Source organism: Streptomyces sp. NBC_00162 (assembly GCF_024611995.1).
Taxonomy (GTDB): domain Bacteria; phylum Actinomycetota; class Actinomycetes; order Streptomycetales; family Streptomycetaceae; genus Streptomyces.
In genome coordinates this window covers 3388708-3411297 of the sequence record NZ_CP102509.1, presented here as the reverse complement: position 1 = coordinate 3411297, position 22590 = coordinate 3388708, and the positions used below count along the sequence as shown (strand labels likewise).

Annotated in this window: 22 protein-coding genes; 16 read left to right on the top strand and 6 right to left on the bottom strand. The window is 71.4% G+C overall.

Annotated features, from left to right (window positions below; genetic code table 11):
• Nucleotides 1-3 precede the first annotated feature (3 nt).
• Together JIW86_RS15635 and nudC are read left to right on the top strand one after the other, a co-directional pair.
• Nucleotides 4-1410, top strand: coding sequence for a dipeptidase (locus tag JIW86_RS15635; RefSeq protein WP_257554287.1), 1407 nt, complete (start codon nucleotides 4-6; stop codon nucleotides 1408-1410).
• 31 nt (nucleotides 1411-1441) lie between these two features.
• Nucleotides 1442-2392, top strand: coding sequence for an NAD(+) diphosphatase (gene nudC / locus JIW86_RS15630; RefSeq protein ID WP_215148219.1), 951 nt, complete (start codon nucleotides 1442-1444; stop codon nucleotides 2390-2392).
• A 69-nt stretch (nucleotides 2393-2461) separates the two neighbouring features.
• Here nudC and JIW86_RS15625 read toward each other — a convergent pair whose 3' ends face one another.
• On the bottom strand, nucleotides 2462-2722 hold the full coding sequence (locus JIW86_RS15625) for a mycoredoxin (RefSeq protein ID WP_257554286.1): 261 nt from the start codon (nucleotides 2720-2722) through the stop codon (nucleotides 2462-2464).
• An 82-nt stretch (nucleotides 2723-2804) separates the two neighbouring features.
• Here JIW86_RS15625 and JIW86_RS15620 point away from each other — a divergent pair, with 82 nt between their 5' ends.
• The 5 genes from JIW86_RS15620 (at nucleotide 2805) to JIW86_RS15600 (ending at nucleotide 6752) form a co-directional block, all read left to right on the top strand.
• The gene (locus JIW86_RS15620; protein WP_322975524.1) at nucleotides 2805-5039 is read left to right on the top strand and encodes an ATP-dependent DNA helicase UvrD2; all 2235 of its coding nucleotides are present in this window, start codon (nucleotides 2805-2807) and stop codon (nucleotides 5037-5039) included.
• 167 nt (nucleotides 5040-5206) lie between these two features.
• Nucleotides 5207-5551 (top strand): hypothetical protein, encoded by a 345-nt coding sequence (locus tag JIW86_RS15615; RefSeq protein WP_374199326.1) that lies wholly within the window; start codon nucleotides 5207-5209, stop codon nucleotides 5549-5551.
• 195 nt (nucleotides 5552-5746) lie between these two features.
• Nucleotides 5747-6118, top strand: coding sequence for a WhiB family transcriptional regulator (locus JIW86_RS15610; RefSeq protein ID WP_215148226.1), 372 nt, complete (start codon nucleotides 5747-5749; stop codon nucleotides 6116-6118).
• Complete coding sequence (locus JIW86_RS15605; protein ID WP_215148227.1) at nucleotides 6115-6444, top strand: hypothetical protein; 330 nt, start codon at nucleotides 6115-6117, stop codon at nucleotides 6442-6444. The genes JIW86_RS15610 and JIW86_RS15605 overlap by 4 nt, the downstream gene beginning before the upstream one ends.
• A 101-nt stretch (nucleotides 6445-6545) precedes the next feature.
• Nucleotides 6546-6752 carry a hypothetical protein gene (locus JIW86_RS15600; RefSeq protein ID WP_215148229.1) on the top strand — a complete coding sequence of 69 codons (207 nt, stop codon included), beginning with the start codon at nucleotides 6546-6548 and terminating at the stop codon, nucleotides 6750-6752.
• Nucleotides 6753-6764: 12 nt separating this feature from the next.
• On the opposite strand, the gene JIW86_RS15595 is transcribed toward JIW86_RS15600, so the two are convergent.
• Together JIW86_RS15595 and JIW86_RS15590 are read right to left on the bottom strand one after the other, a co-directional pair.
• Nucleotides 6765-8093, bottom strand: a complete 1329-nt coding sequence (locus JIW86_RS15595) for an ABC1 kinase family protein (protein WP_257554284.1) — start codon at nucleotides 8091-8093, stop codon at nucleotides 6765-6767.
• Nucleotides 8094-8166: 73 nt separating this feature from the next.
• Nucleotides 8167-9309, bottom strand: coding sequence for a ThiF family adenylyltransferase (locus JIW86_RS15590; protein ID WP_257554283.1), 1143 nt, complete (start codon nucleotides 9307-9309; stop codon nucleotides 8167-8169).
• Between the two features lie 125 nt (nucleotides 9310-9434).
• On the opposite strand from JIW86_RS15590, the gene JIW86_RS15585 reads away from it, so the two are divergent.
• From JIW86_RS15585 to JIW86_RS15570, 4 genes are all read left to right on the top strand, one after another.
• Nucleotides 9435-10073: a M48 family metallopeptidase gene (locus tag JIW86_RS15585; RefSeq protein WP_416237569.1), complete on the top strand. Its 639-nt coding sequence runs from the start codon at nucleotides 9435-9437 to the stop codon at nucleotides 10071-10073.
• A gap of 129 nt (nucleotides 10074-10202) precedes the next feature.
• A complete protein-coding gene (locus tag JIW86_RS15580) occupies nucleotides 10203-11861 on the top strand; it encodes a TerD family protein (protein WP_257554281.1) in 1659 nt (552 codons plus the stop codon).
• A 20-nt stretch (nucleotides 11862-11881) separates the two neighbouring features.
• Nucleotides 11882-12562 (top strand): AIM24 family protein, encoded by a 681-nt coding sequence (locus JIW86_RS15575; RefSeq protein WP_215149254.1) that lies wholly within the window; start codon nucleotides 11882-11884, stop codon nucleotides 12560-12562.
• 17 nt (nucleotides 12563-12579) lie between these two features.
• Nucleotides 12580-13335, top strand: coding sequence for an AIM24 family protein (locus JIW86_RS15570; protein ID WP_215149251.1), 756 nt, complete (start codon nucleotides 12580-12582; stop codon nucleotides 13333-13335).
• A 75-nt stretch (nucleotides 13336-13410) separates the two neighbouring features.
• On the opposite strand, the gene JIW86_RS15565 is transcribed toward JIW86_RS15570, so the two are convergent.
• Both JIW86_RS15565 and JIW86_RS15560 read right to left on the bottom strand, forming a co-directional pair.
• On the bottom strand, nucleotides 13411-13935 hold the full coding sequence (locus JIW86_RS15565; RefSeq protein ID WP_257554279.1) for an NUDIX hydrolase: 525 nt from the start codon (nucleotides 13933-13935) through the stop codon (nucleotides 13411-13413).
• On the bottom strand, nucleotides 13932-15374 hold the full coding sequence (locus JIW86_RS15560; RefSeq protein WP_215149249.1) for a zinc-dependent metalloprotease: 1443 nt from the start codon (nucleotides 15372-15374) through the stop codon (nucleotides 13932-13934). The genes JIW86_RS15565 and JIW86_RS15560 overlap by 4 nt, the downstream gene beginning before the upstream one ends.
• 279 nt (nucleotides 15375-15653) lie before the next feature.
• On the opposite strand from JIW86_RS15560, the gene JIW86_RS15555 reads away from it, so the two are divergent.
• The 4 genes from JIW86_RS15555 (at nucleotide 15654) to JIW86_RS15540 (ending at nucleotide 18976) form a co-directional block, all read left to right on the top strand.
• The gene (locus tag JIW86_RS15555) at nucleotides 15654-16760 is read left to right on the top strand and encodes an SDR family oxidoreductase (protein WP_257559329.1); all 1107 of its coding nucleotides are present in this window, start codon (nucleotides 15654-15656) and stop codon (nucleotides 16758-16760) included.
• Nucleotides 16761-16975: 215 nt separating this feature from the next.
• Nucleotides 16976-17437 carry a molybdenum cofactor biosynthesis protein MoaE gene (locus JIW86_RS15550; protein ID WP_215146752.1) on the top strand — a complete coding sequence of 154 codons (462 nt, stop codon included), beginning with the start codon at nucleotides 16976-16978 and terminating at the stop codon, nucleotides 17435-17437.
• Between the two features lie 165 nt (nucleotides 17438-17602).
• Nucleotides 17603-17800 (top strand): hypothetical protein, encoded by a 198-nt coding sequence (locus tag JIW86_RS15545; RefSeq protein ID WP_215146753.1) that lies wholly within the window; start codon nucleotides 17603-17605, stop codon nucleotides 17798-17800.
• Between the two features lie 84 nt (nucleotides 17801-17884).
• Nucleotides 17885-18976, top strand: coding sequence for a PDZ domain-containing protein (locus JIW86_RS15540; RefSeq protein ID WP_257554277.1), 1092 nt, complete (start codon nucleotides 17885-17887; stop codon nucleotides 18974-18976).
• A gap of 17 nt (nucleotides 18977-18993) precedes the next feature.
• Here JIW86_RS15540 and JIW86_RS15535 read toward each other — a convergent pair whose 3' ends face one another.
• Entirely contained in the window at nucleotides 18994-19563 is a 570-nt protein-coding gene (locus tag JIW86_RS15535; protein ID WP_215146755.1) for a PPA1309 family protein, read from the bottom strand.
• Between the two features lie 132 nt (nucleotides 19564-19695).
• Between JIW86_RS15535 and JIW86_RS15530 the strand changes: the two genes are divergently transcribed.
• Nucleotides 19696-22578 carry a UPF0182 family protein gene (locus tag JIW86_RS15530; protein ID WP_257559328.1) on the top strand — a complete coding sequence of 961 codons (2883 nt, stop codon included), beginning with the start codon at nucleotides 19696-19698 and terminating at the stop codon, nucleotides 22576-22578.
• The last annotated feature ends 12 nt before the right edge of the window (nucleotides 22579-22590 follow it).

Below are 22590 nucleotides of genomic sequence, written 5' to 3'. Positions count from 1 at the left end.
GGCATGAGCGACACCCCGCCGGACAGCGCCGTCCGCACGTACATCGACACCCACCGCGCCGCCTTCCTCGACGACCTCGCCGAGTGGCTCCGCATCCCCTCCGTCTCGGCGCAGCCCGAGCACGCGGGCGACGTACGCCGCAGCGCCGAATGGCTCGCGTCGAAGCTCAAGGAGACCGGCTTCCCGGTCGCCGATGTCTGGGAGACCCGCGGCGCCCCCGCCGTCTTCGCGCACTGGCCGAGCGAGGACCCGGACGCGCCCACCGTCCTCGTGTACGGGCACCACGACGTGCAGCCCGCCGCCGTGGCCGACGGCTGGCACACCGACCCGTTCGAGCCGGTGATCCGCGACGGCAGGATGTACGGGCGCGGCGCCGCCGACGACAAGGGCCAGGTGTTCTTCCACACCCTGGGCGTACGGGCGCACCTGGCGGCCACCGGCGCCGCCGCCCCCGCCGTGAACCTCAAACTGATCGTCGAGGGCGAGGAGGAGTCCGGCTCCATCCACTTCCGGGACCTCGTCGAGTCCCGCGCCGCCGAGCTCGCCGCCGATGTCGTGATCGTCTCCGACACCGGCATGTGGTCCGAGACCACCCCCACCGTCTGCACCGGCATGCGCGGCGTCGCCGACTGCGAGATCGACTTCCACGGCCCGGACCAGGACATCCACTCCGGCGCCTTCGGCGGAGCCGTGCCCAACCCGGCCACCGCAGCCGCCCGCCTGGTCGCGGCCCTGCACGACGCCGACGGGCGGGTCACGATCCCCGGCTTCTACGAGGGCATCGCCGAGCTCACCGACGCCGAGCGCGCGCTCATCGCCGAGCTCCCCTTCGACGAGTCCGAGTGGCTCCGCACGGCCAAGTCCCACGCGGCCGCCGGCGAGGCCGGGTACTCCACCCTGGAGCGCGTCTGGGCCCGCCCGACGGCCGAGGTCAACGGCATCGGCGGCGGCTACCAGGGCCCCGGCGGCAAGACCATCGTGCCCGCCTCCGCCCACCTGAAGCTGTCGTTCCGCCTGGTGTCGGGGCAGGACCCGTACGAGGTCGAGGCGGCCGTCCGGGAGTGGGTCGCGGCACGAGTCCCGGCCGGAATCCGGCACTCCATCACCTTCGGCGCACCGACCCGCCCGTGCCTGACCCCGCTGGACCACCCGGCGCTGCAGTCGGTCGTACGGGCCATGGGCCGCGCCTTCGGCCAGAAGATCCGCTTCACCCGCGAGGGCGGCTCGGGACCCGCGGCCGACCTCCAGGACGTCCTGGGAGCGCCCGTCCTCTTCCTCGGCATCTCGGTGCCCTCCGACGGCTGGCACTCGCCGAACGAGAAGGTCGAGCTGGACCTGCTCCTCAAGGGCGTCGAGACGACCGCCTACCTCTGGGGCGACCTGGCCGCGTCCCACCGCACATCCGCCTGACGCCCACCTGCCTGTCCCACCACCGGGGGAGTTGGAAGTACCCGTGAGCATCCATACCGAGCGCCCGATCTCGCTGACCGCGCCCAGCGGAATCGACCGTGCCGCGCACCACCGCCTCGACGAGGCCTGGCTGGCCGCCGCCTGGAGCCACCCGGCGACCCGCGTCTTCGTCGTCTCCGGCGGCCAGGTGCTGATCGACGACACCCCGGACGGGGGCACCGGCATCGTGATGACCCCGGCCTTCGAGGCCCCGGTCACCGAGACGCACCGCTACTTCCTGGGCACCGACGAGGACGGCGTACGGTACTTCGCGCTCCAGAAGGACTCGCTGCCGGGCCGCATGGACCAGTCGGCCCGCGCGGCCGGCCTGCGCGAGGCAGGACTGCTGCTGAACCCGCGCGACGCCGGGCTGATGGTGCACGCGGTGGCGCTGGAGAACTGGCAGCGGATGCACCGCTTCTGCTCCCGCTGCGGCGAGCGCACCGTGGTCGCGGCAGCCGGCCACATCCGCCGCTGCCCGGGCTGCGGCGCCGAGCACTACCCGCGCACCGACCCGGCCGTGATCATGCTGGTCACGGACGACCAGGACCGCGCGCTGCTGGGCCGCCAGGTGCACTGGCCGGAGGGCCGCTTCTCCACCCTCGCCGGGTTCGTGGAGCCGGGCGAGTCGATCGAGCAGTCCGTCGTCCGCGAGGTGTGGGAGGAAGCGGGCGTCAGGGTCGGCGAGGTCGAGTACGTGGCCAGCCAGCCGTGGCCGTTCCCGTACAGCCTGATGCTGGGCTTCACGGCCCGCGCCACCACCTCCGAGATCACGGTGGACGGCGAGGAGATCGAGGAAGCCCGATGGTTCTCCCGCGACGACCTGCGCGCGGCGATCGAAGCGGGCGAGGTCCACCCCCCGGCGGGAGGCATCTCCATCGCCGCCCGCCTGGTCGAGCTCTGGTACGGCAAGCCGCTCCCGAAGCCCGGCCCCACCGCCTGACGCACGTCGTCGGCCGGCAGACGCAGAAGGCCCCCGCCGAGGCGGGGGCCACTCTGTGTGCGGGGCGGATCAGACGGCGAGGGCCTGCTTGACCTGGGCCAGGCTCGGGTTCGTCATCACGGACTCGCTGCCCGTGACCGACGTCACGAGAACGGTGGGGACCGTCTGGTTGCCGCCGTTGGCCTTCTCCACGAACGCCGCGGACGCCGGGTCGAGCTCGATGTTGATCTCGTTGTACGCGATGCCTTCCCGGTCCAGCTGGGTCTTCAGCCGACGGCAGTAGCCGCACCAGGTCGTGCTGTACATCGTGACGGTGCCCGTGTCCTGCATGCTGCGCTCTCCTTCGTGGGGCCTCGGTGGTCCGAGTAGTCGAACGTACGGGACCCCCCTGCCATTCCCGTAAGTACGACGGATGCGGGTGGCCTGTGGACAGGTTTCCCGCCCGACCCACGAGACCTGGCAGCATGGCGGGGTGACAGCAGCAACGCACTCCTCATCGTTCCCGGGTGGCCCCGCCTCCGCCGACTCGGCAGACGCAGTGCTCCTGGGCCTGGACCCCGAGCAGCGCGAGGTCGCGACGACCCTGCGCGGGCCGGTGTGCGTGCTGGCGGGCGCCGGTACCGGCAAGACCCGCGCGATCACCCACCGCATCGCCTACGGGGTCCAGTCCGGCCAGCTCATGCCGGCCAGTGTGCTGGCCGTCACCTTCACCAACCGCGCCGCGGGAGAGATGCGCGGCCGCCTGCGCAATCTCGGCGCGGGCGGGGTCCAGGCCCGCACCTTCCACTCCGCCGCCCTGCGCCAGCTCCAGTACTTCTGGCCCAAGGCGGTCGGCGGGGACGTGCCCCGGCTGCTGGAGCGCAAGATCCAGTTCGTGGCCGAGGCCGGCGCGCGCTGCCGCATCCGCCTCGACCGGAACGAGCTGCGCGACGTCACCGGTGAGATCGAGTGGGCCAAGGTCACCCAGACCGTGCCCGCCGACTATCCGGCGGCCGCCCTCAAGTCGGGCCGCGAGGCACCGAGAGACCTGGCCGAGATCGCCCAGATCTACGGGACGTACGAGCAGCTCAAGCGCGACCGCGGAATGATCGACTTCGAGGACGTGCTGCTCCTGACCGTCGGCATCCTCCAGGACCGCCACGACATCGCCGAGCAGATCCGCACCCAGTACCAGCACTTCGTCGTCGACGAGTACCAGGACGTCAGCCCCCTCCAGCAGCGGCTGCTGGACCTGTGGCTCGGCGAGCGCGACAGCCTCTGCGTCGTCGGCGACGCCAGCCAGACGATCTACTCCTTCACCGGCGCCACCCCCGACCACCTGCTGAACTTCCGCACCCGCTACCCCCAGGCCACCGTGGTCAAGCTGGTCCGCGACTACCGGTCCACCCCCCAGGTGGTCCACCTCGCCAACGGGCTCCTGAACCAGGCCAAGGGCCGGGCCGCCGAGCACCGCCTCGAGCTGATCTCGCAGCGCGAGGCCGGCCCCGACCCGGTGTACGCCGAGTACCCCGACGAGCCCGCCGAGGCCGAGGGCGTGGCGCACCGGATCCGGGACCTGATCGCGGCGGGCGTCCCGGCCGGCGAGATCGCCGTGCTCTACCGCATCAACGCCCAGTCCGAGGTCTACGAGCAGGCCCTGGCCGACGCGGGGGTCCCGTACCAGCTGCGCGGAGCCGAGCGGTTCTTCGAGCGCCAGGAGGTCCAGAAGGCGATCCTCGCGCTGCGCGGGGCCGCCCGTTCCGGCGGGAACGACCCGCTGCTCGACGATGTCGTCGAGCTCGGCTCCCAGGTCCGGGCCGTGCTCAGCTCCACCGGCTGGACCACCGAGCCGCCGGCCGGCTCCGGCGCCGTGCGCGACCAGTGGGAATCGCTGGCCGCGCTGGTCCGGCTCGCCGAGGACTTCGCCCGCGCCCGGCCCGGTGCCACCCTGGCGGACCTCACGATCGAGCTGGAGGAGCGCAAGGCCGCCCAGCACGCCCCGACGGTCCAGGGCGTCACCCTGGCCTCGCTGCACGCGGCGAAGGGCCTGGAGTGGGACGCCGTGTTCCTCGTCGGCCTCACCGACGGCATGATGCCGATCACCTACGCCAAGACCGACGAGCAGGTGGAGGAGGAGCGCCGGCTGCTCTATGTCGGCGTCACCCGGGCGCGGTTGCACCTGGGTCTCTCCTGGGGGCTCTCGCGCGCTCCGGGCGGCCGGGCCTCCCGACGCCCCAGCCGCTTCCTGAACGGCCTGCGGCCGGGCTCCGTGGCCCCGGGAAGCGGGCCGGGCGGTGTGGCGGAGCGGTCGGCCCGCAAGCGCGGCCGCCGCGGGCCGGTGCTCTGCCGGGTCTGCGGCAAGACCCTGACCGAGGCGGGCGAGCTGAAACTGATGCGTTGCGAGGACTGCCCGTCCGACATGGACGAAGGGCTCTACGAGCGGCTGCGCGACTGGCGTGCGGGCCAGTCGAAGGAGCAGGGCCTGCCCGCCTACTGCGTCTTCACGGACAAGACGCTGATGGCGATCGCGGAGGCCGCGCCCTCCGAGGAGGGAGAGCTCTCGATGATCTCCGGCGTGGGTGGACGCAAGCTCGAGCGGTACGGAGCCGACGTGTTGGCCATCTGTGCAGGTCAAGAGCCTGAGGCCGCAGAATCTGACGACGCGTAGAAACTCGTCGGAAAAATAGTTTGCACATGCCCAGCGAATCCCCATAGGTTCTTAGCAACGGAAACGGTGGCTTCTCCGAAGCCCTGGATCCGTGCTGTACTTATCCGAATACGCATGGGACAGGCCCCCGGGCCCCGTCCCCGAGACGCCGAGAGGAGGCGAGACCAGTGACCAGCTTCATGACCTTCACCAAAATGACCGATCGCTCGGTTGCCGCCTCCTGCCTGCTCGGTTCCGTCTCCGTCCTGGGTACCGGTGTGTCCGCGATTTCCGCGGCCCGCCCCGCCCTGCTGGCGACCCTTCCGGGCAGCGTCAGCGAGCGCAATGAGCGACCGACCCAGGCACCGGTGGCAGTACTGGCAGCAGAAGCCCAGGCACATGGCGCCTATGGCTCCGCCGCCGCAGCCGGTGCCGCCAGTGCCGGATTTAAGCGCCAGACGAAGCAGACGAAGCACCAGCACCACCTGATGTGGGCCTTCCGCGGGCTCGAACCCTGGAGTGATCCAGCCTGATCGCATGATCTGGCCGGCGCCTTCAGGGCCGCGGAACCCCACCCGGGATCCGCGGCCCTTCTGTTTGTCCCCGAACGGGGGCGACGCAGCGAAGGAGCCTCGGGACTGGCAGAGCCAGTCGGTGTGAGGACAGCCCAGCCGAACCCGGCCGACCGGCCGGAACGACTAGCCGAACAAGACGAGGAAGAAACCACCGTGCAACTCGAAGCGCACGCCCCGTCCGTACCGCAGACCCAAACGATCTCCCCGCCCGCAGTCCCGGAGGACCACACCTTGACCCCGCTTACCGCGCTCTCCGCGCTCGACGACGCCATCGAGAACCTCGGCGTCCCGGTTCCCTGCCGCACCTTCGACCCCGAGGTCTTCTTCGCCGAGTCCCCGGCCGACGTCGAGTACGCCAAGTCCCTGTGCCGGACCTGCCCGCTGGTCGAGGCCTGCCTCGCCGGGGCGACCGAGCGCCGCGAGCCCTGGGGTGTCTGGGGTGGCGAGCTCTTCGTCCAGGGTGTCGTCGTCGCCCGGAAGCGTCCGCGTGGCCGCCCGCGCAAGAACCCGGTTGTCGCGGCATGACCGCCAACGGAACCATCGACCGCCCCCTCACGCACGACCCCCTGAAGCAGGCCCTCATGACCGCCCACTCCACGAGCGAGCAGCCGCACGGCTCCGCCCACGCAGACTTCATCACCGCCGGCGCGATCACCTCGCGTCAGAACAGGACCCGCGAAATGCAACTCATCCCAGAAGCCCTGGCTCGTGCCCATATGGACGACCGCATGCGTGAGGCGGACGCCGAGCGTCTCGCCGTGCGCCTGGTCGCCGCCCGCCGCATGCAGCGGCGAGCCGAGCGCGTCTCGCTGCGCGCCCGGCGTGCGCTGGCCATGGCCGTCATGCACTAAGAGCAGAGAAGAAGAAGTCCCGGGGGGACCGGTCCGAACGGACCGGTCCCCCCGGTGCGTTGCGAGGGGCTGTCCACCCCGCACGGCGATATCGTCTGGAGGTGGACCAGCCGACTCCCCGCCCCGCCCAGTCGGGACCCGAGGCCCAGCCCGTCGTCTGCGCGCGCTGCGGTGCCCGGTCTCCCGACGGCGCCCCGATCACCTGGACCTGCTCGGTCGAGAACGGGACCAGACAGTACTTCTGCGTCGACTGCGCGCGCGCCAATCTCAGGTCGATCGAGGGCAGGCTCGACTCCTCCTGGTGGTGACGGACCCGCCCGTCACTCCCCGGCAGCGAACCCCGGCAGCCAGCTGTCCAGTTCGTCACGCAGCCGTACGGTCGCGCCCAGCTGGCACAGCACCCCGATAGTGCTCAGCGTCACCCGGTGGATCAGCAGGTACGAGGGCGGCAGGTTGATCTGCCGGCCCAACTGGTGCGCGGGGGAGCGGGGATCGGCGATCCGCGCCGCCTGACCGCGCAGCCACGGCCGGGTGAAGGTGAACTCCTCGGCCTCGGCGGGCTCGATGATCGGCTTCAGGTAGTCCAGCACCGCGTCGGGGGCCAGTTCGATGGACTCCTTCACGAACCCCTCGGCACACAGGTGCCCGTAGACCCCCTCGGCATCACCGTCCAGCGTCATCCGCAGCGACTTGCCGATGGGCTTGGGCCAGCCGCCGGGCAGCCGGTCCACCGTGCCGAAGTCCAGGACGCCCAGCTGCATCCGGCCGTCCGCCCCCGATATCAGCCGGAAGTTGCCCGGGTGCGGGTCCGCGTGCAGCAGCCCGGTCCGCGCGGGCCCGGAGAAGAGGAACCGGGCCAGCAACTGCCCGGCGCGGTCGCGCTCCTCCTGCGTGCCGTCGGCTATCACCTCCGACAGCGGCGTCCCTTCGAGCCACTCGGTCACCAGCACCTGGTCGCCCTGGTGCACGACGTCCGGCACGACGACATCGGGGTCGTCCACGAACGCGTCCGCGTGCGTCCGCTGGGCCTCGGCCTCCAGCTCGTAGTCGAGCTCCTCCGCGACCCGGTCGCGCAACTCCTTGATCAGCGGCTTGATCTCCATGCCGGGTATCAGCGGGCCCAGCAGCCCCGCGAACCGGCTCAGCTGCTTCAGGTCCGACAGCAGTGCCTCGCCGGCCCCTGGGTACTGGACCTTGACCGCCACCTGCCGGCCGTCGTGCCACACCGCCCGGTGCACCTGCCCGATCGAGGCCGCCGCGGCCGGCTTGTCCTCGAACTCCTCGAACAGGTCCCGCCAGTCCGCGCCCAGCCGGTCCGTGAGCACCTGGTGCACGGTGGCGGCGGGCAGCGGTGGGGCCGCCTCCTGAAGCTTGGTCAGCGCCGCCCGGTAGGGCCCTGCGACCTCCTCGGGCAGGGCCGACTCGAAGACCGACAGGGCCTGCCCGAACTTCATGGCACCGCCCTTCAGCTCCCCGAGCGTGCGGAACAGCTGCTCGGCGGTGCGCTGCTGGAGCTCGCGCGCCACGATCTCCGCCGACTTGCCGCCGATCCGCTTGCCCAGCCCCCAGGTGGCCCGACCCGCGATGCCGAGCGGCAGCGCGGCCAGCTTGACGGTACGGGTGACCGCCTTCCGGGGAAGATCAGACATACGCCCCTCCATGTCCCAGACAGCTGCGCCGCAAGCGGCGGTTCGGGAATGCCCCTCCAACCCACGCATCCTGTCATGGCCCTCCCGGCGGATCTCCGCCCGATCCTTCTCCCGCCCCTTGCAGCGCCGCCCGGCGGCCGGCGCTCGCACCGCAGGGGCAGTCGGAGTGGGGCCGGAGCGCGGTGTGCTGCCAGTGGAGGCCCGGCAGGGCGGCCTCCCAGCGGGATGCCGTGGAAGCGGGCAGCTCGCCGTCGAGGAAGGACAGCGCGTGGGCCGCGGCCAGGCCCGCCACCGCCGTGGACAGCCCCAGGTCGCAGGCGGCGCCCGTCCGCCGGCGGTGGGTAGACCGCCACTGCACCAGCATCCTCGGCCAGGCGGGATCCTGGTCCACGCGGTCGCGCTCCATGCACCCCGCGCATGCCGTCGCCCCGGGCAGCACCAGCGGCCCCACCAGCCCGGTGCCCTCCAACACCCCCGCGTACAAGTGGGGGATGCCCGTGGTGACCCAGTCGGCCGCGGTGTCCGGATCAGGGGCCCAGGCGTGCAGTCCGTCGCGCGGCGCGACCACCACCAGGGCGAGCCCCGGCTCCGGGCCCGCGCCCTCCCCGGCCCGCGGGGCGCGACCGGGGGCCGACTCGCGCACCAGCCCGCCCGCCGCCTCCGCCCGCAGCCGGCCCACGCTCCCGGGCCCGAGCCCGCCCGGTGCCACGTCCCCCGGCTCCACCCGGCCACCGTCGAGCACCTCGACCCCGCCCACGCCGGCCCCCGCCAGGACCGATGCGATCAACGCGCCCACCCGGCCGCTCCCGCGCACCTGGACCCGTATCGCCCGGCGCGCGGCGATGCCCCGTAAGTCCCCGCCCGGTTCACGGTGCACCAGGGAGAGCGAGCCCAGATCGGGTCCCAGCCGCTCCAGGGTCTCCGGCCGCTTGCGCACGGCCTGGGCCCGCGGGCCGCCCGCCGTGGCGTCGTCGAGCAGCCCGGCCCCCGCCAGCCGCCGGACCACCTCGTCCGCCCGGCCCTCCGGCAGCCCCATCCCCGAGGCTTCCGCCCGCAACAGCTCCATCCGCCGCGTCCCGTCGATCCGGTCGATGAGCGTGCCCGTCGCCGTGTCGACCGGGCCGAGCACCACCGCGTGCGCGGGGGTCACCCCGAACTGCACGGTGTGCAGATCCCGCCACGCCCGGGCCAGCGCCGGCTTCACCTTCGGATACATGACCGTCCCCCTCGATTCCACGGGCGGCACTCGGGCCGCCCCCTTTCCGTTCCTCCGCAACACTGCCCGTCCGCCGCATACCGTGCAGGAATTTGTCCACAGGCGAGGCCTATTAGGCATATGAGATGGAGAAATGGTGCGCCCCGGATATCGACCGCGAATCGATCGTGTTCGAACCGCGGACGGGCGGGACTTCCGTGACGGGTTCCGGGTACCTTCGTGGCGTGTCCGCCGACCCACCGCAGCGCGCCGTCGAAGTCCGCCGGAGCGCGCGCCGCCGCAGGACCGTATCCGCCTATCGCGAGGGTGACCGTACGGTCGTCCTGATCCCTGCCCGGATGTCGGAGGCCGAGGAGCAGCGCTGGGTGGGCGTCATGCTCGACAAGCTGGCTGCCCAGGAGAGCAAGCGCACCCTCGGGGACGCGGAACTGACCGAGCGCGCCGAGCGTTTGTCCGAGCAGTTCTTCAGCGGCCGGGCCCGCCCCCGCTCCGTCCGCTGGGTGACCAACCAGAACACCCGCTGGGGCTCCTGCACCCCGGCCGAGGGCAGCATCCGGCTCTCGCACCGCCTCCAGGGAATGCCGGAGTACGTCGTCGACTACGTACTCCTGCACGAGCTGGCGCACCTCCTCGTGCCCGGCCACGGTCCCCGCTTCTGGGAGCTGCTGGAGGCGTATCCGCGGACCGAGCGGGCCCGCGGATACCTGGAGGGGATCGTCGCCGCCGAGCGCCTCCCGAAGGTTCCCGCCGCCCGGGACGAATAGCCCGGCTCCACCCGGGCTGTCACACACGGTGATATGTACCGGGTCGGTACCGACTTGGCCGGATGTCGGCCGTTGCCGTTAGCCTGAGCGGCACGCATTCACAGTCGGGATGGGGGACGGTCGTTACGTATGGCAAGGGAATTCCAACGGGGCCACAAGGCCAAGATCAGTGATCTGACGGCGGGCACCGATCTGTATGTGGGTGTCCAGATCGCCGGGCCCGGACTCACCTTCGACATCAGCTGCTTCGGCCTCGACGCGAACGAACAGTTGTCGGACGACCGCTACTTCGTCTTCTTCAACCAGCCGAAGTCGCCCGAGGAGTCCATCCAGCAGCTCGGCGCGCAGGCCGGTGACACGGAATCCTTCCGGGTGACCCTGGACCGCGTGCCGGCCTCCATCCACAAGCTGTCCTTCACCGCCACCATCGACGGCGCCGGCCAGATGTCGCAGATCGGCCCGGGCCACATCCGGATCGTGGCGGGCGGCGAAGAGGTCGTCCGGTACGCCTTCACGGGCGCGGAGTTCACCACCGAGCGGGCCGTGATGCTCGGCGACTTCTACCTCAAGGACGTGTGGCGCTTCGCCGCCGTCGGCCAGGGCTTCGACGGCGGACTCGACGCGCTGCTCAAGAACTTCGGCGGCGAGGTCGCCGAGGAGGAGCAGCAGCCGCAGCAGCAGGCACCGGCCGCCCAGGCCGGCGCCGCGCCCGGATTCGCCCCGCCCCCGCAGGCGGCCGCTCCGGCCCCGTCGTTCGGCGCCCCGGCCCCGGCCCCGCAGGCTCCGGCCCCGCAGGCCCCGGCTCCCGCGCCCTCCTTCGGCGCGCCGCCCGTGCCCGCCCCGGCCCCCGCGCCGGCCCCGCAGCCGCAGGCGTACCCGCAGCCGCAGGCGTACCCGCAGCACAGTGCGCCCACCATGGCCGCGCCGATGGCCCCGCCGGCCCCGGCGCCCTACGGCCAGCCGCCCCAGCAGCCCTCGTACGGCCAGGTTCCGCCGCCCGCCCCGGCCCCCGCCCCCTACGGTCAGCAGCCGGGCTACGGGCAGGTCCCGGGCCAGCAGCCGCCCGCGTACGGGCAGGTCCCCGGTCAGCAGCCCGGGTACGCCCCGCAGGGCGCCGCCCCCGCCGGAGCCGGCCTCGCCGCCGCCCTCCAGCCGTACAAGGAAGCCCCCACGGGCGCCCGCTGGACCCCGCAGAACCAGCAGCTCATGCGCGTCGACCTGTCGATGGGCGGCCAGGCCGTCCTCGCCCGCCAGGGCAGCATGGTGCTCTACCAGGGCAAGGTCGACTTCAGCTACAAGGGCGCAGGCTTCGCCGGCCGCATCGTCGGCAACGCCACCGGCCAGGAGATGCAGCTCATGCGCTGCACCGGCCGAGGCCAGGTCTTCCTCGCCGAGAACGGTGCCCACCTGCACGCCATCGAGCTCCAGGGCGACGGAATCTGCGTCTCCGCCGAAAGCGTCCTCGCCTTCGACGAGTCGCTCCAGCACGAGGTCCGCCGCATCGAAGGCCACGGCATCCCGGGCGGGGCCCTGTTCACCATGCAGTTCCAGGGCACCGGCACGGTGATCGTCAAGACGCACGGCGTCCCGGTCGTCCTGCCCGTCACCCCGACCACCTTCGCGGACAGCAACGCCATCGTGGCGTGGTCGGCCGCCTCCCAGGTGATCATCTCCAGTCAGGTCCGGCTCCGGCGCAACGCCTACCCCGGCCACAGCGGGGAGACCGTGAACCTCCAGTTCCGCGGCGCTCCCGGCAACTTCATCGTCGTCCAGCCGTACGAGGTCTGAGGGAGCCCGACATGAACGCAATGAACCAGCAGCTCGCGGGCTACGCCCCGACCCCCGTCACGGCCCGCATGGAGAACCACGGCCGGGCCATGCTCAAGGTCGCCATGCAGAGCGGCCAGGACCTCTTCGCCCGCACCGGCTCGATGGTCGCCTACGAGGGCTTCGTGCAGTACGAGCCCAACCCGCCGGCCGTGCGCCAGATGGCCTCGCAGTGGCTCACCGGCGAAGGCGCCCCGCTGATGAAGTGCACCGGTGACGGCCTGCTCTACCTCGCCGACTACGGCGCCGACGTGGTCGTCATCAACCTCAACAACGACGCGCTCTCCGTCAACGGCACCAACCTGCTCGCCTTCGACGCCCACCTCCAGTGGGGCGTCGAGCGGGTCAAGGGCATGGCGAAGTTCGCCGGCCAGGGCCTGTTCAACGTGCAGGTCGCCGGCACCGGCTGGGTCGCGATCACCTCGCGCGGCACGCCGATCGTCGTCGACTGCGGCCGTGGCGAGGACGAGACGTACGTCGACCCGGACGCGCTCGTCGCCTGGTCGCCGAATCTCAAGGTCAAGGGCAAGCGCAGCTTCAAGGCCTCGTCGATGATCGGCCGGGGCAGCGGGGAGGCCTACCAGATGGCCTTCTCCGGCCAGGGCATCGTCGTCGTACAGCCCAGCGAGGACAGCACCGACCGGCTCCGGGCCCGGGGCTGAGGGGGAGCGGACACATCATGCAGAGCGCACTTTTCGCCCACGCCGAGGCACAGTCCCAGGAGCGGTACGCCGTCCAGAACCCGCAGCTGCTGCGGGTCTCGCTGACCGGCCACGACGACGTACTCGCCCGCAAGGGCGCGATGGTCGCCTATCAGGGGATCGTCGACTTCGACGGCGAGTACCAGAGCACCAACCAGCGCACCGCCCGCGCCCGCACCGGCGAGGGCCTCGACCTCATGCGCTGCTCCGGGCAGGGCACGGTCTACCTGGCCAACCTCGCCCAGTACGTGCACGTCGTGGACGTGGACCAGGACGGCCTCACCGTCGACAGCAGCTACGTGCTGGCCCTGGACTCCACCCTGCACACCGAGGCCATCGCGGTGGACAGCCAGTACGGGATCTCCGGCTCCGGCAAGTACCAGCTCAACATCACCGGCCGCGGCAAGGTCGCCCTGATGACCTCCGGGCAGCCGCTGATGATGCAGGTCACGCCCGACAAGTACGTCAACGCCGACGCGGACGCCATCGTCGCCTGGTCCACCTCGCTGCGGGTGCAGATGCAGGCCCAGACGCACTCCACCGGAGTCTGGCGGCGGCGCGGCAACACCGGCGAGGGCTGGGAGCTGAGCTTCCTCGGCACCGGTTTCGCCCTCGTGCAGCCCAGTGAGGTGCTGCCCCCGCAGAACGCCCAGCTCGGCCAGGGCGCCGCCGCCCAGTTCGGCATGGGCCAGCACGGCTCGCACGCGCAGAACCAGAACAACGCCTGGAACTAGCCTTCCGGGGCACGGCGAAGGGGCGGCCCCGCGAGGGACCGCCCCTTTCGTCACACCAGGCTCGTCACACCGGGCTCACAGCCGGGCCAAGGTCGCCTCCAGCAGCCGTACGACCGAGGTGTCGGCCACCGCCGCCACCTCCTCGTACGGGAACCAGCGCAGGTCCAGGGACTCCTCGCTGATCTCCGCCACCGCCCCGGCCGGCGCCAGCGCCGCGTACTGCACGTCCAGGTGCCAGTTGCAGGGCGCCGGGATCGGATGCCGGTCCAGGCGCACCGGACCGCCGGGCAGCAGCTCCAGCCCGGACGCGATGCCGGACTCCTCGACGGCCTCGCGCAGCGCCGCATCGGCGAGGGTGGCGTCGCCGGGCTCGCAGTGGCCGCCCATCTGCAGCCAGATGCCCAGCTTCTTGTGCAGGGTCAGCAGTACCCGCCGCTGCTCGGGGTCGATCACCAGCGCGCTGCCCGTGACGTGTCCGGCCTGGCAGGGCTTGTAGACCCCGTCCGGATGCGCGGCCAGGTGCTCCAGATAGACATCGCGCAGCTCGGGCTGGCCCTCGTAGCCCTTGAGTACGAGGACCGCGTCGTCGTGCAGGCTCACTTCTTCTCTTCGCCTTCGCCTTCGCCCTGCTCGGGCTTCTCCTGCTTCCCGGGCTTCCCGTGCTTCTCGGCGGCCTCGCCGAGCATCTTGTCGATCTCGGAGAAGTCCAGCTGCTCCCGGTGCACGAAGCCGTCCGGGTCGTCCAGGTCGGAGGCCGTCGGCAGCATGTCCGGGTGCTCCCACAGCCCGTCGCGGCCGTCCACACCGCGTGCGTCGGTGAGCGAGGCCCACAGCCGCGAGGCGTCGCGCAGCCGGCGCGGGCGCAGCTCCAGGCCGATCAGCGTCGCGAAGGTCTGCTCCGCCGGGCCGCCGGAGGCACGACGCCGGCGCATGGTCTCGCGCATCGCGTCCGCCGAGGTCAGCCGGGGCTTCGCCGCCTCGTGCACCACCGCGTCGACCCAGCCCTCGACCAGCGCGAGCGCCGTCTCCAGGCGGGCCAGGGCGGCCTTCTGCTCGGGGGTGTCCTGGGGCTGGAACATGCCGCCCTGGAGCGCTTCCTGCAGCTGCTCCGGGTTCGACGGGTCCAGCTGCCCGACCACGTCCTCCAGCTTCGAGGTGTCGACCTTGATGCCGCGGGCGTAGCCCTCGACCGCGCCGAACAGGTGCGAGCGCAGCCACGGCACGTGCGCGAAGAGCCGCGCGTGGGCCGCCTCGCGCAGGGCCAGGTACAGCCGCACCTCCTCGGCGGGGACGCCCAGGTCCTTGCCGAAGCTCTCGATGTTCAGCGGCAGCAGGGCGGCCTTGCCGGCCGGACCCAGCGGCAGCCCGATGTCGGTGGAGCCGACGACCTCGCCCGCGAGCACGCCCACGGCCTGCCCGATCTGCTGGCCGAACATGGCCCCGCCCATGGAGCGCATCATCCCCAGCAGCGGGCCCGCCATGGCCTGCATCTCCTCCGGGAGGACCCCGCCCATGGCGGCGCCGACCCGCTCGGCGACCGGGTCCACGAGCTCCTTCCACACCGGGAGGGTGGCCTCCACCCACTCGGCGCGGCTCCACGCGACGGCCGTGGTGGCGCCCGAGGGCAGCGAGGTCACCCCGTCCAGCCAGTGGTCGGCCAGGCGCACGGCCTCCTCGACGGCGGACTTCTCGGCGACGCCGACGCTGGTGTCCTTCACGCCGTCCGACGTGCCCTGCGCCACGGTCTGGCGGGCGATGTCCTTGGCCATGTCCCAGTTCACGGGACCGCCCTCGTAGCTGAGCATCTGGCCGAGCTGCTGGAAGGCCGCACCGAGGTCGTTCGGGTTCATCGAACCGAACATCGCGGCGAACGGATTGTCCGCACCGCCCTCGCCGCCCGCGCCGCCCGGCAGGCTCATGCCCGGGAACCCGAACGGATTCGGGCCGCCCTGACCGCCCTGATTGCCCTTCTTCTTGCCCTCGTCGCCGTTTTCCGGCTCCTCCGGCGGAAGGCCGAATCCGAATGGGGTGTCACTCACGGGTTTCCTCGGCTCGTAGGGCCGCCGGCGGGAGCCGACGGGCAATGGTCCGACAACACCACCCAGCGTAGACACCAGACCCGCTTCCGGGCTCGGTGCTCCGCCGACTCCTGGGCTGCGGCAGGATGGACATCACCTGGTAGGTACGCGCCGCAGCGCGTCCCTACTGAAGACAACCGCTGGAGACGCCTGGTGAGTTCCCCGGATCCGCACGCTTTGGGCAAACACAGCTCGGACAAGCACAGCCGCGCGCCCCACGACGCCGAAAACCGCTCTGAGCTGGGCGAAGACGCTCCCGGCGTTCGCCAGCCGCGAAACCAGGCCGGCCCGCCACGGCGCAGCCCGGTGATCGCCGTGACCGGCGCCGCGTCGGGCGTCGGCGCGGCCCTGGTGACCCGCCTGGTGGCATCCGACGAGGTCAAGCAGGTCGTGGCGATCGACGAGCGGCGCGGGGACTGCGCGGCCGCGCAGTGGCACGTCCTTGACGTACGGGACCCCGCCATCGCCGAGAAGCTGCGCGGCGCGGACGTCGTCGTCCACCTCGCCCTGGACCTGGATCTCGAGACCGACCCGGCGGCCCGTACGGCGTACAACGTGCGCGGAACCCAGACCGTGCTGACGGCCGCCGCGGCGGCCGGCGTCCACCGGGTGGTGCTGTGCACCTCCGCGATGGTCTACGGGGCCCTGCCCGACAACGACATCCCGCTCTCGGAGGACTCCGAGCTGCGGGCCACCGCCGAGGCCACCGGCGTCGGCGACCTGCTGGAGATCGAACGTCTCGGCCGCCGGGCCCCCCGGGCGCACCCCGGCCTGAACGTCACCGTGATCCGCCCCGCGGTCCTGGTCGGCGGCACGGACACCGCCCTGACCCGGTACTTCGAGTCCCCGCGCCTGCTCGTCGTCGCCGGATCCCGCCCCACCTGGCAGTTCTGCCACGTGGAGGACCTGGTCAGCGCACTGGAGTACGCCGCCCTGGAGAAGGTCGAGGGCGAGCTCGCGGTGGGCTGCGAGGGCTGGCTGGAGCAGGAGGAGGTGGAGGAGCTGAGCGGGATCCGCCGCATGGAGCTCCCCTCGGCGGTCGCCCTGGGGGCCGCGGCCCGGCTGCACCGCATCGGCCTGACCCCCTCCCCGGCCGGGGACCTCGCGTACACGATGCACCCGTGGGTGGTCAGCGTCAGCGGCCTGCACGCGGCGGGCTGGCGGCCGCGCTGGACCAACGAGGAGGTGCTGGCCGAGCTCCTCCAGGAGGTCGCGGGCCGGCACACGGTCGCGGGCCGCCGCCTGGGCCGCAAGGACGCCACCGCTGCGGGTGCCGCAGGTGCGACGGTCGCGCTGCTGGGCGCCGCCGCGGTGGTCCGGGCGGCCCGCCGCCGCCGGGGGATCTGACCGGGCCGGCCTGGGTCCCGGCCGTAGCCCCGTGCGGCGCCGTTGCCGGGGCTCCGCCCCGGACCCCGCGCCTCAAACTCCCCCAGCTACCGCTGGGAGGTGCCCCCAGGCGGGGCTGGATTTTGCTGGGTTTCGTATGAGGATCCCAAGCGGGTGGGAGCGGCACGGGCGAATCTGCTATTTCGCCATGTCAGCGGCTAGGGCACGATGAAGGCATGGCACCGAACTTCGATCACCCCGGTGAGCAGGCCGCGCAGGACCCGATCCGGCTGCTCGGCATCCGTGAGACCCCGCTCTCGATCGACGAGGTCTTCCAGGCCGTCGGCGACGACGCGACGGGCGGTACGACGCTCTTCGTCGGCACGGTGCGCAACCACGACAGCGGGGCGGACGTCGACTCGCTCGGCTACTCCTGCCACCCGACGGCGGAGGCCGAGATGCGCCGGGTCGCCGAGCGGGTCGTGGCCAAGTACCCGGTCCGCGCCCTGGCCGCCGTGCACCGCGTGGGCGACCTGTCCGTCGGCGACCTGGCGGTGGTCGTCGCCGTGTCCTGCCCGCACCGCGGCGAGGCCTTCGAGGCCTGCCGGATGCTGATCGACGACCTCAAGCACGAGGTCCCGATCTGGAAGCACCAGACGTTCGCCGACGGCACGGAGGAGTGGGTCGGCGCCTGCTGAGGCCCGCTGAGGCCTGCTGAACCCCCGGTCGCGAGGCTGCCCCCGGAAGGGGGTAGCCTCGCACCCGTTCGGCCGCGCAACACGCCCTCGATTTGCGTAACCCCCTCCCGGGCATGAGCGTTGAAGCCACCAACGACATGTACTTCGGGGTAGGGAGGCACGCCCATGGCGTCTCTGGCGTGGTTGCTGATTCCGCTGTTCGCCGCGATAGGCGCGGGCATATGGGGCAGCTGGGCGGCACGCGACCGCACGCAAGGTGACATATCCGAGCTCGCCGGCTACGCGCGGTTCCGCGAGGCCATGGGCAACGCCGAACAGGCCAGGGCGAAGGCAGAGGCCCACTCCGGCTCCGACGCCGTCTGAGATTCCGCCGGGAGTTCCGCGTACGGCCCCGTACGGACCGGCCCCAGCGGCCGCCCGTCAGGGCCGTCCCGTACTGTCGGATCCATGCCACGCCGCACTGCGACGATGCTCGCTTCCACCCTCGTGCTGTTCGCGCTGCTCTGCGCAGGAGTGTTCATCAAGGTCCCGTACTCCGAGATGAGCCCGGGCCCGACCGTGAACACGCTCGGGGACTCGCACGGCGAGCCCGTCCTCAACATCTCGGGGCGCCCGACGTTCCCGACCAGCGGTCACCTCAACATGACGACGGTCCGCGTCACCGGCGCGGACTACGACATGAACCTGCTGGAAGCGGTGTACGGGTGGCTGGCCGACGACAACATCGTCGTGCCGCACGAGAACCTCTACCCGAACGGCAAGACGGACGAGGAGTCCACCCAGGAGAACGCCGAGGAGTTCAGCCAGTCGCAGCAGAGCGCCAAGGTGGCGGCTCTCAAGCAGCTCGGCATTCCGGTCTCCGCCCGCGTCATCGTCGCCTCCGTGGTCAAGGCGAGCCCCGCCGACGGCACGCTGCACGCCGGTGACGTCATCAAGGCGGTGGACGGCGCCCCCGTCACCGCCCCCGAGGACGTGGCGAAGCTCGTCACCAAGCACAAGCCCGGCGAGCCGGTCGAGTTCACCATCGTGCCCGCCGCCGAGGCGGCCGAGGCGGCGAAGGCGAATCGCGAGCCCACCGGCTCCACCAAGGTCACGATCACGGCGGGCAAGGCGGAGGGCGACGGCCACGCCATCGTCGGCATCCGGGCCGGGACCGACCACACCTTCCCGTTCACGATCGACATCAAGCTCGCCGACGTCGGCGGCCCCAGTGCCGGGCTGATGTTCGCCCTCGGCATCGTCGACAAGCTCACCGCGGAGGACCTGACCGGCGGCAAGTTCGTCGCGGGCACCGGCACCATCGACGACGCGGGCAAGGTCGGGCCGATCGGCGGCATCCAGATGAAGACCATCGGCGCCCGCCAGGCCGGCGCCCGGTACTTCCTGACGCCCGCCGACAACTGCGCCGCCGCGGCCGCGCACGTGCCCGACGGGCTGACCCTGGTGAAGGTTTCCACCATCGCCGACGCCACGCAGTCGCTGCAGAAGATCAGCAAGGGGGACACGGCCGGGCTGCCGCAGTGCGCGGCCAAGCCCTGACCGGTCCCGGACCCCTGCTACGAGAAGGTCGCCGCCAGCGCCTCGGCCAGGCCGGGCACCAGGCCCCCGCCGGTGAGGACCTCGGTCGAGGAGTCCTTCTCGCGCAGCCGTACGGCCGACTCCCGCGAGCCGTCGCGCAGCACGGCCACGGTCAGCCGGACCTCCTGCCGCTCCGGGTGCCCGGCGACCCACTTCGCCAGCTGCTTGTCGTTCAGGCCCTCCGGTACGGAGGCCTCCGCGGACGGCGGCAGCATCAGCCGCTCGACCGTCAGCGCGCAGCCGACGACGGCGTCGGGCCAGGCGATGGTGCCCAGGAACTTGTCGAGGGCGGTCCCGGCGGGCAGCTCGTCCTGCTCGATCGGGGTGAGGGAGGTCTTGCCGGCGTCGTCCTGGTCGAGGCCGAGCTGACCGGCGAGGCGCGGTTCCTGCTTCTTGAGCTTGGCGGTGTCGACCAGGGCGAACAGCCGGGCGGGCTGGTCCCAGCCGAGGCCGGCCGCGTACTCGTCGATCTCGAGACAGGCCCGGGTCAGCGGGCTGGCCGCCATCGGCGTGCCGGGGGAAGGCGAAAGGTTGGACATGGGCAACATCCTGCCTCCTTTCCGCCGGATACCGGGAACTGACCGATGCCTCCGTAAGTTGCATGAGTGGGCTCTACGATCGGCGGGTCCGTTGAATACCAGACCCAGCGACTTTCAGAGGTGCGCACCTTGGCTTTCCAGATGCCGGACCGCGGCGGAGGCCCTTCGGGGCCACGGATGAGAGTCGGCCGCCCGTCCCGGCGAGCCCGCACTCTCCTCATGACCCTGGGCGTGCTGGCTGTCCTGGTCATGCTCTTCATCATGTTCGCGGGCTTCTGGACGGACTGGCTCTGGTTCCGCTCCGTGAAGTACTCCACGGTCTTCACCACCACCCTGTGGACCAAGATCGGCCTCTTCGCCGTCTTCGGTCTGCTGATGACGGGTGCCGTCGGGTTCAACATCTGGCTGGCGCACCGGCTGCGACCGCCGCTCAGCGCGATGTCGATGGAGCAGCAGAGCCTCGACCGCTACCGGATGAGCGTCGCCCCGTACAAGAAGTGGCTGCTGCTCGGCATCTCCGTGCTCGTCGGTCTGATCGCGGGCGCCTCTGCGGCCGGCCAGTGGAAGACCTGGCTGATGTACGTGAACGGGGTGCCCTTCGGTCAGAAGGACCCCGAGTTCCACCTGGACGTGTCGTTCTACACCTTCGACCTGCCCTGGTACCGCTTCCTCCTCGGCTTCGGCTTCGCCGCGGTCGTCCTGTCGGTGATCGCCGCGGCCGTCGTGCACTACCTGTACGGCGGACTGCGCGTGACCAGCCCGGGCGCCCGGGCCACCGCCGCGGCGACCGGCCACCTGTCGGTGCTGCTCGGCCTCTTCGTCACGCTCAAGGCGATCGCGTACTGGCTCGACCGGTACGGCCTCGCCGTGAAGTCCAGTGACTTCAAGGCCGCGGACAACTGGACCGGCCTGCGCTACGTCGACGCGAACGCCTACCTCCCGGCGAAGACGATCCTGGTCGCCATCGCCGCGATCTGCGCCGCGCTGTTCTTCGCGACGCTGTGGCGCCGCACCTGGCAGCTGCCGGTCATCGGCTTCGGCCTGATGGTGCTCTCGGCGATCCTGATCGGCGGGCTGTACCCGGCGATCGTGCAGAAGTTCCAGGTCCAGCCGAACGAGCAGGCCAAGGAGTCGCCGTACGTCGAGAAGAACATCAAGGCGACGCGCGACGCCTACGGGATCGCCGGCTCCGAGGTCAAGGACTACCCGGGCGTACCGGCCGCGGGGACGGACAAGAACCAGCTGCGCAAGGCGGCCGACACGACCGCCAGCGTCCGCCTCCTCGACCCGAACATCGTCTCGCCGGCCTTCCAGCAGCTCCAGCAGGTCAAGGGCTACTACGCCTTCCCGTCCACGCTCGCCGTGGACCGGTACAACGGCCAGGACACGGTCATCGGGCTGCGCGAGCTGAACATCGGCGGCATCCCGAAGAACAACTGGATCAACGACCACTTCAAGTACACGCACGGCTACGGCGTGGTCGCGGCCAAGGGCACCACGGTCGGTGACCAGGGCGCTCCCGACTTCACCCAGTCCGACCTGCCCTCCAAGGGCATGTTCGGCACGGACTTCGAGCAGCGCATCTACTACGGCGAGCAGACGAAGCAGTACTCGATCGTCGGCGGACCGCAGAAGGAGCTCGACTACTCGGACGACAAGGGCGAGAAGGAGACGAGCTACACCGGGAACTCCGGCGTCAGCCTCGACAACCCGATCAACCGGGCGGCGTACGCGCTGACCTTCAGCGAGCCGCAGATCCTGTACTCCGGGGCCATCGGCGACGGCTCGCGGATCCTGTACAACCGCACGCCCAAGGAGCGCGTCGAGGCCGTCGCCCCGTGGCTGACCATCGACGGCGCCCCGTACCCGGCGGTCGTGGACGGCAAGGTCAAGTGGATCGTCGACGCGTACACGACCACCAACGGGTACCCGTACGCCTCGCGCACCACGCTGGGCCAGAGCACCGCGGACTCGCTGACCAACAGCCAGCGCGCGGTCGTGGCGCAGGAGAACCAGGTCAACTACATCCGGAACTCGGTGAAGGCCACCGTCGACGCGTACGACGGCACGGTCAGCCTGTACCAGTGGGACACCCAGGACCCGGTCCTGAAGACCTGGATGAAGGCGTTCCCGGGCACGGTGAAGCCCAAGAGCGAGATCTCCAAGCCGCTCATGGACCACCTGCGTTACCCGCAGGACCTGTTCAAGGTCCAGCGCGAGCTGCTGACCCGCTACCACGTCACCGACCCGCAGACCTTCCTCAGCGGCAGTGAGGCCTGGGCCGTCCCCGACGACCCGACGACCAAGGCCGGCACGGCGGTTCCGCCGTACTACCTGTCGATGAAGCTGCCGGGCCAGACGGAGAAGGACCAGGTCTTCTCGCTCACCACGACGTTCACGCCGAACGAGCGGGACAACCTGAGCGCCTTCATGGCGGTCAACGCCGATCCGGGCACCCCGGACTACGGCAAGATCAGCGTGCTGAAGCTGCCGACCAGCAAGCCGGTCGACGGCCCCAAGCAGGTCCAGAGCAAGTTCCAGTCCGAGCCGAAGATCGCCGAGTCGATCCGCCTGCTGCGCGGTGGCGACTCGGAGGTCGAGTACGGCAACCTGCTCACGGTCCCGCTCGACGGCGGAATGCTCTACGTGGAGCCGGTGTACGTGCGCAGTTCGGGGCTGAAGTACCCGCTGCTGCGCAAGGTGCTGGTGACCTACGGCGGGCAGACCGCGTTCGAGGACACGCTGGAGAAGGCGTTGAACGTGGTCTTCGGGGCCGAGGCTCCGACCACGCCCGTGCCTCCGGCCCAGCCGCCGGGCGAGGGCACCACGACGCCTCCGGCTGCCACGGACCCGACGGTGAAGGCGGCGCTCGCCGACGCGTCGAAGGCCATCGAGGACGCCGAGAAGGCCAGGCAGGCCGGTGACTGGGCGGCCTTCGGCAAGGCGCAGGACGAGATCAAGGCGGCGCTGAAGCGGGCGATCGACGCGGAGGCGAAGCTGACGGCGCCCAAGCCGGCAGGCTGACGATCAACCGGT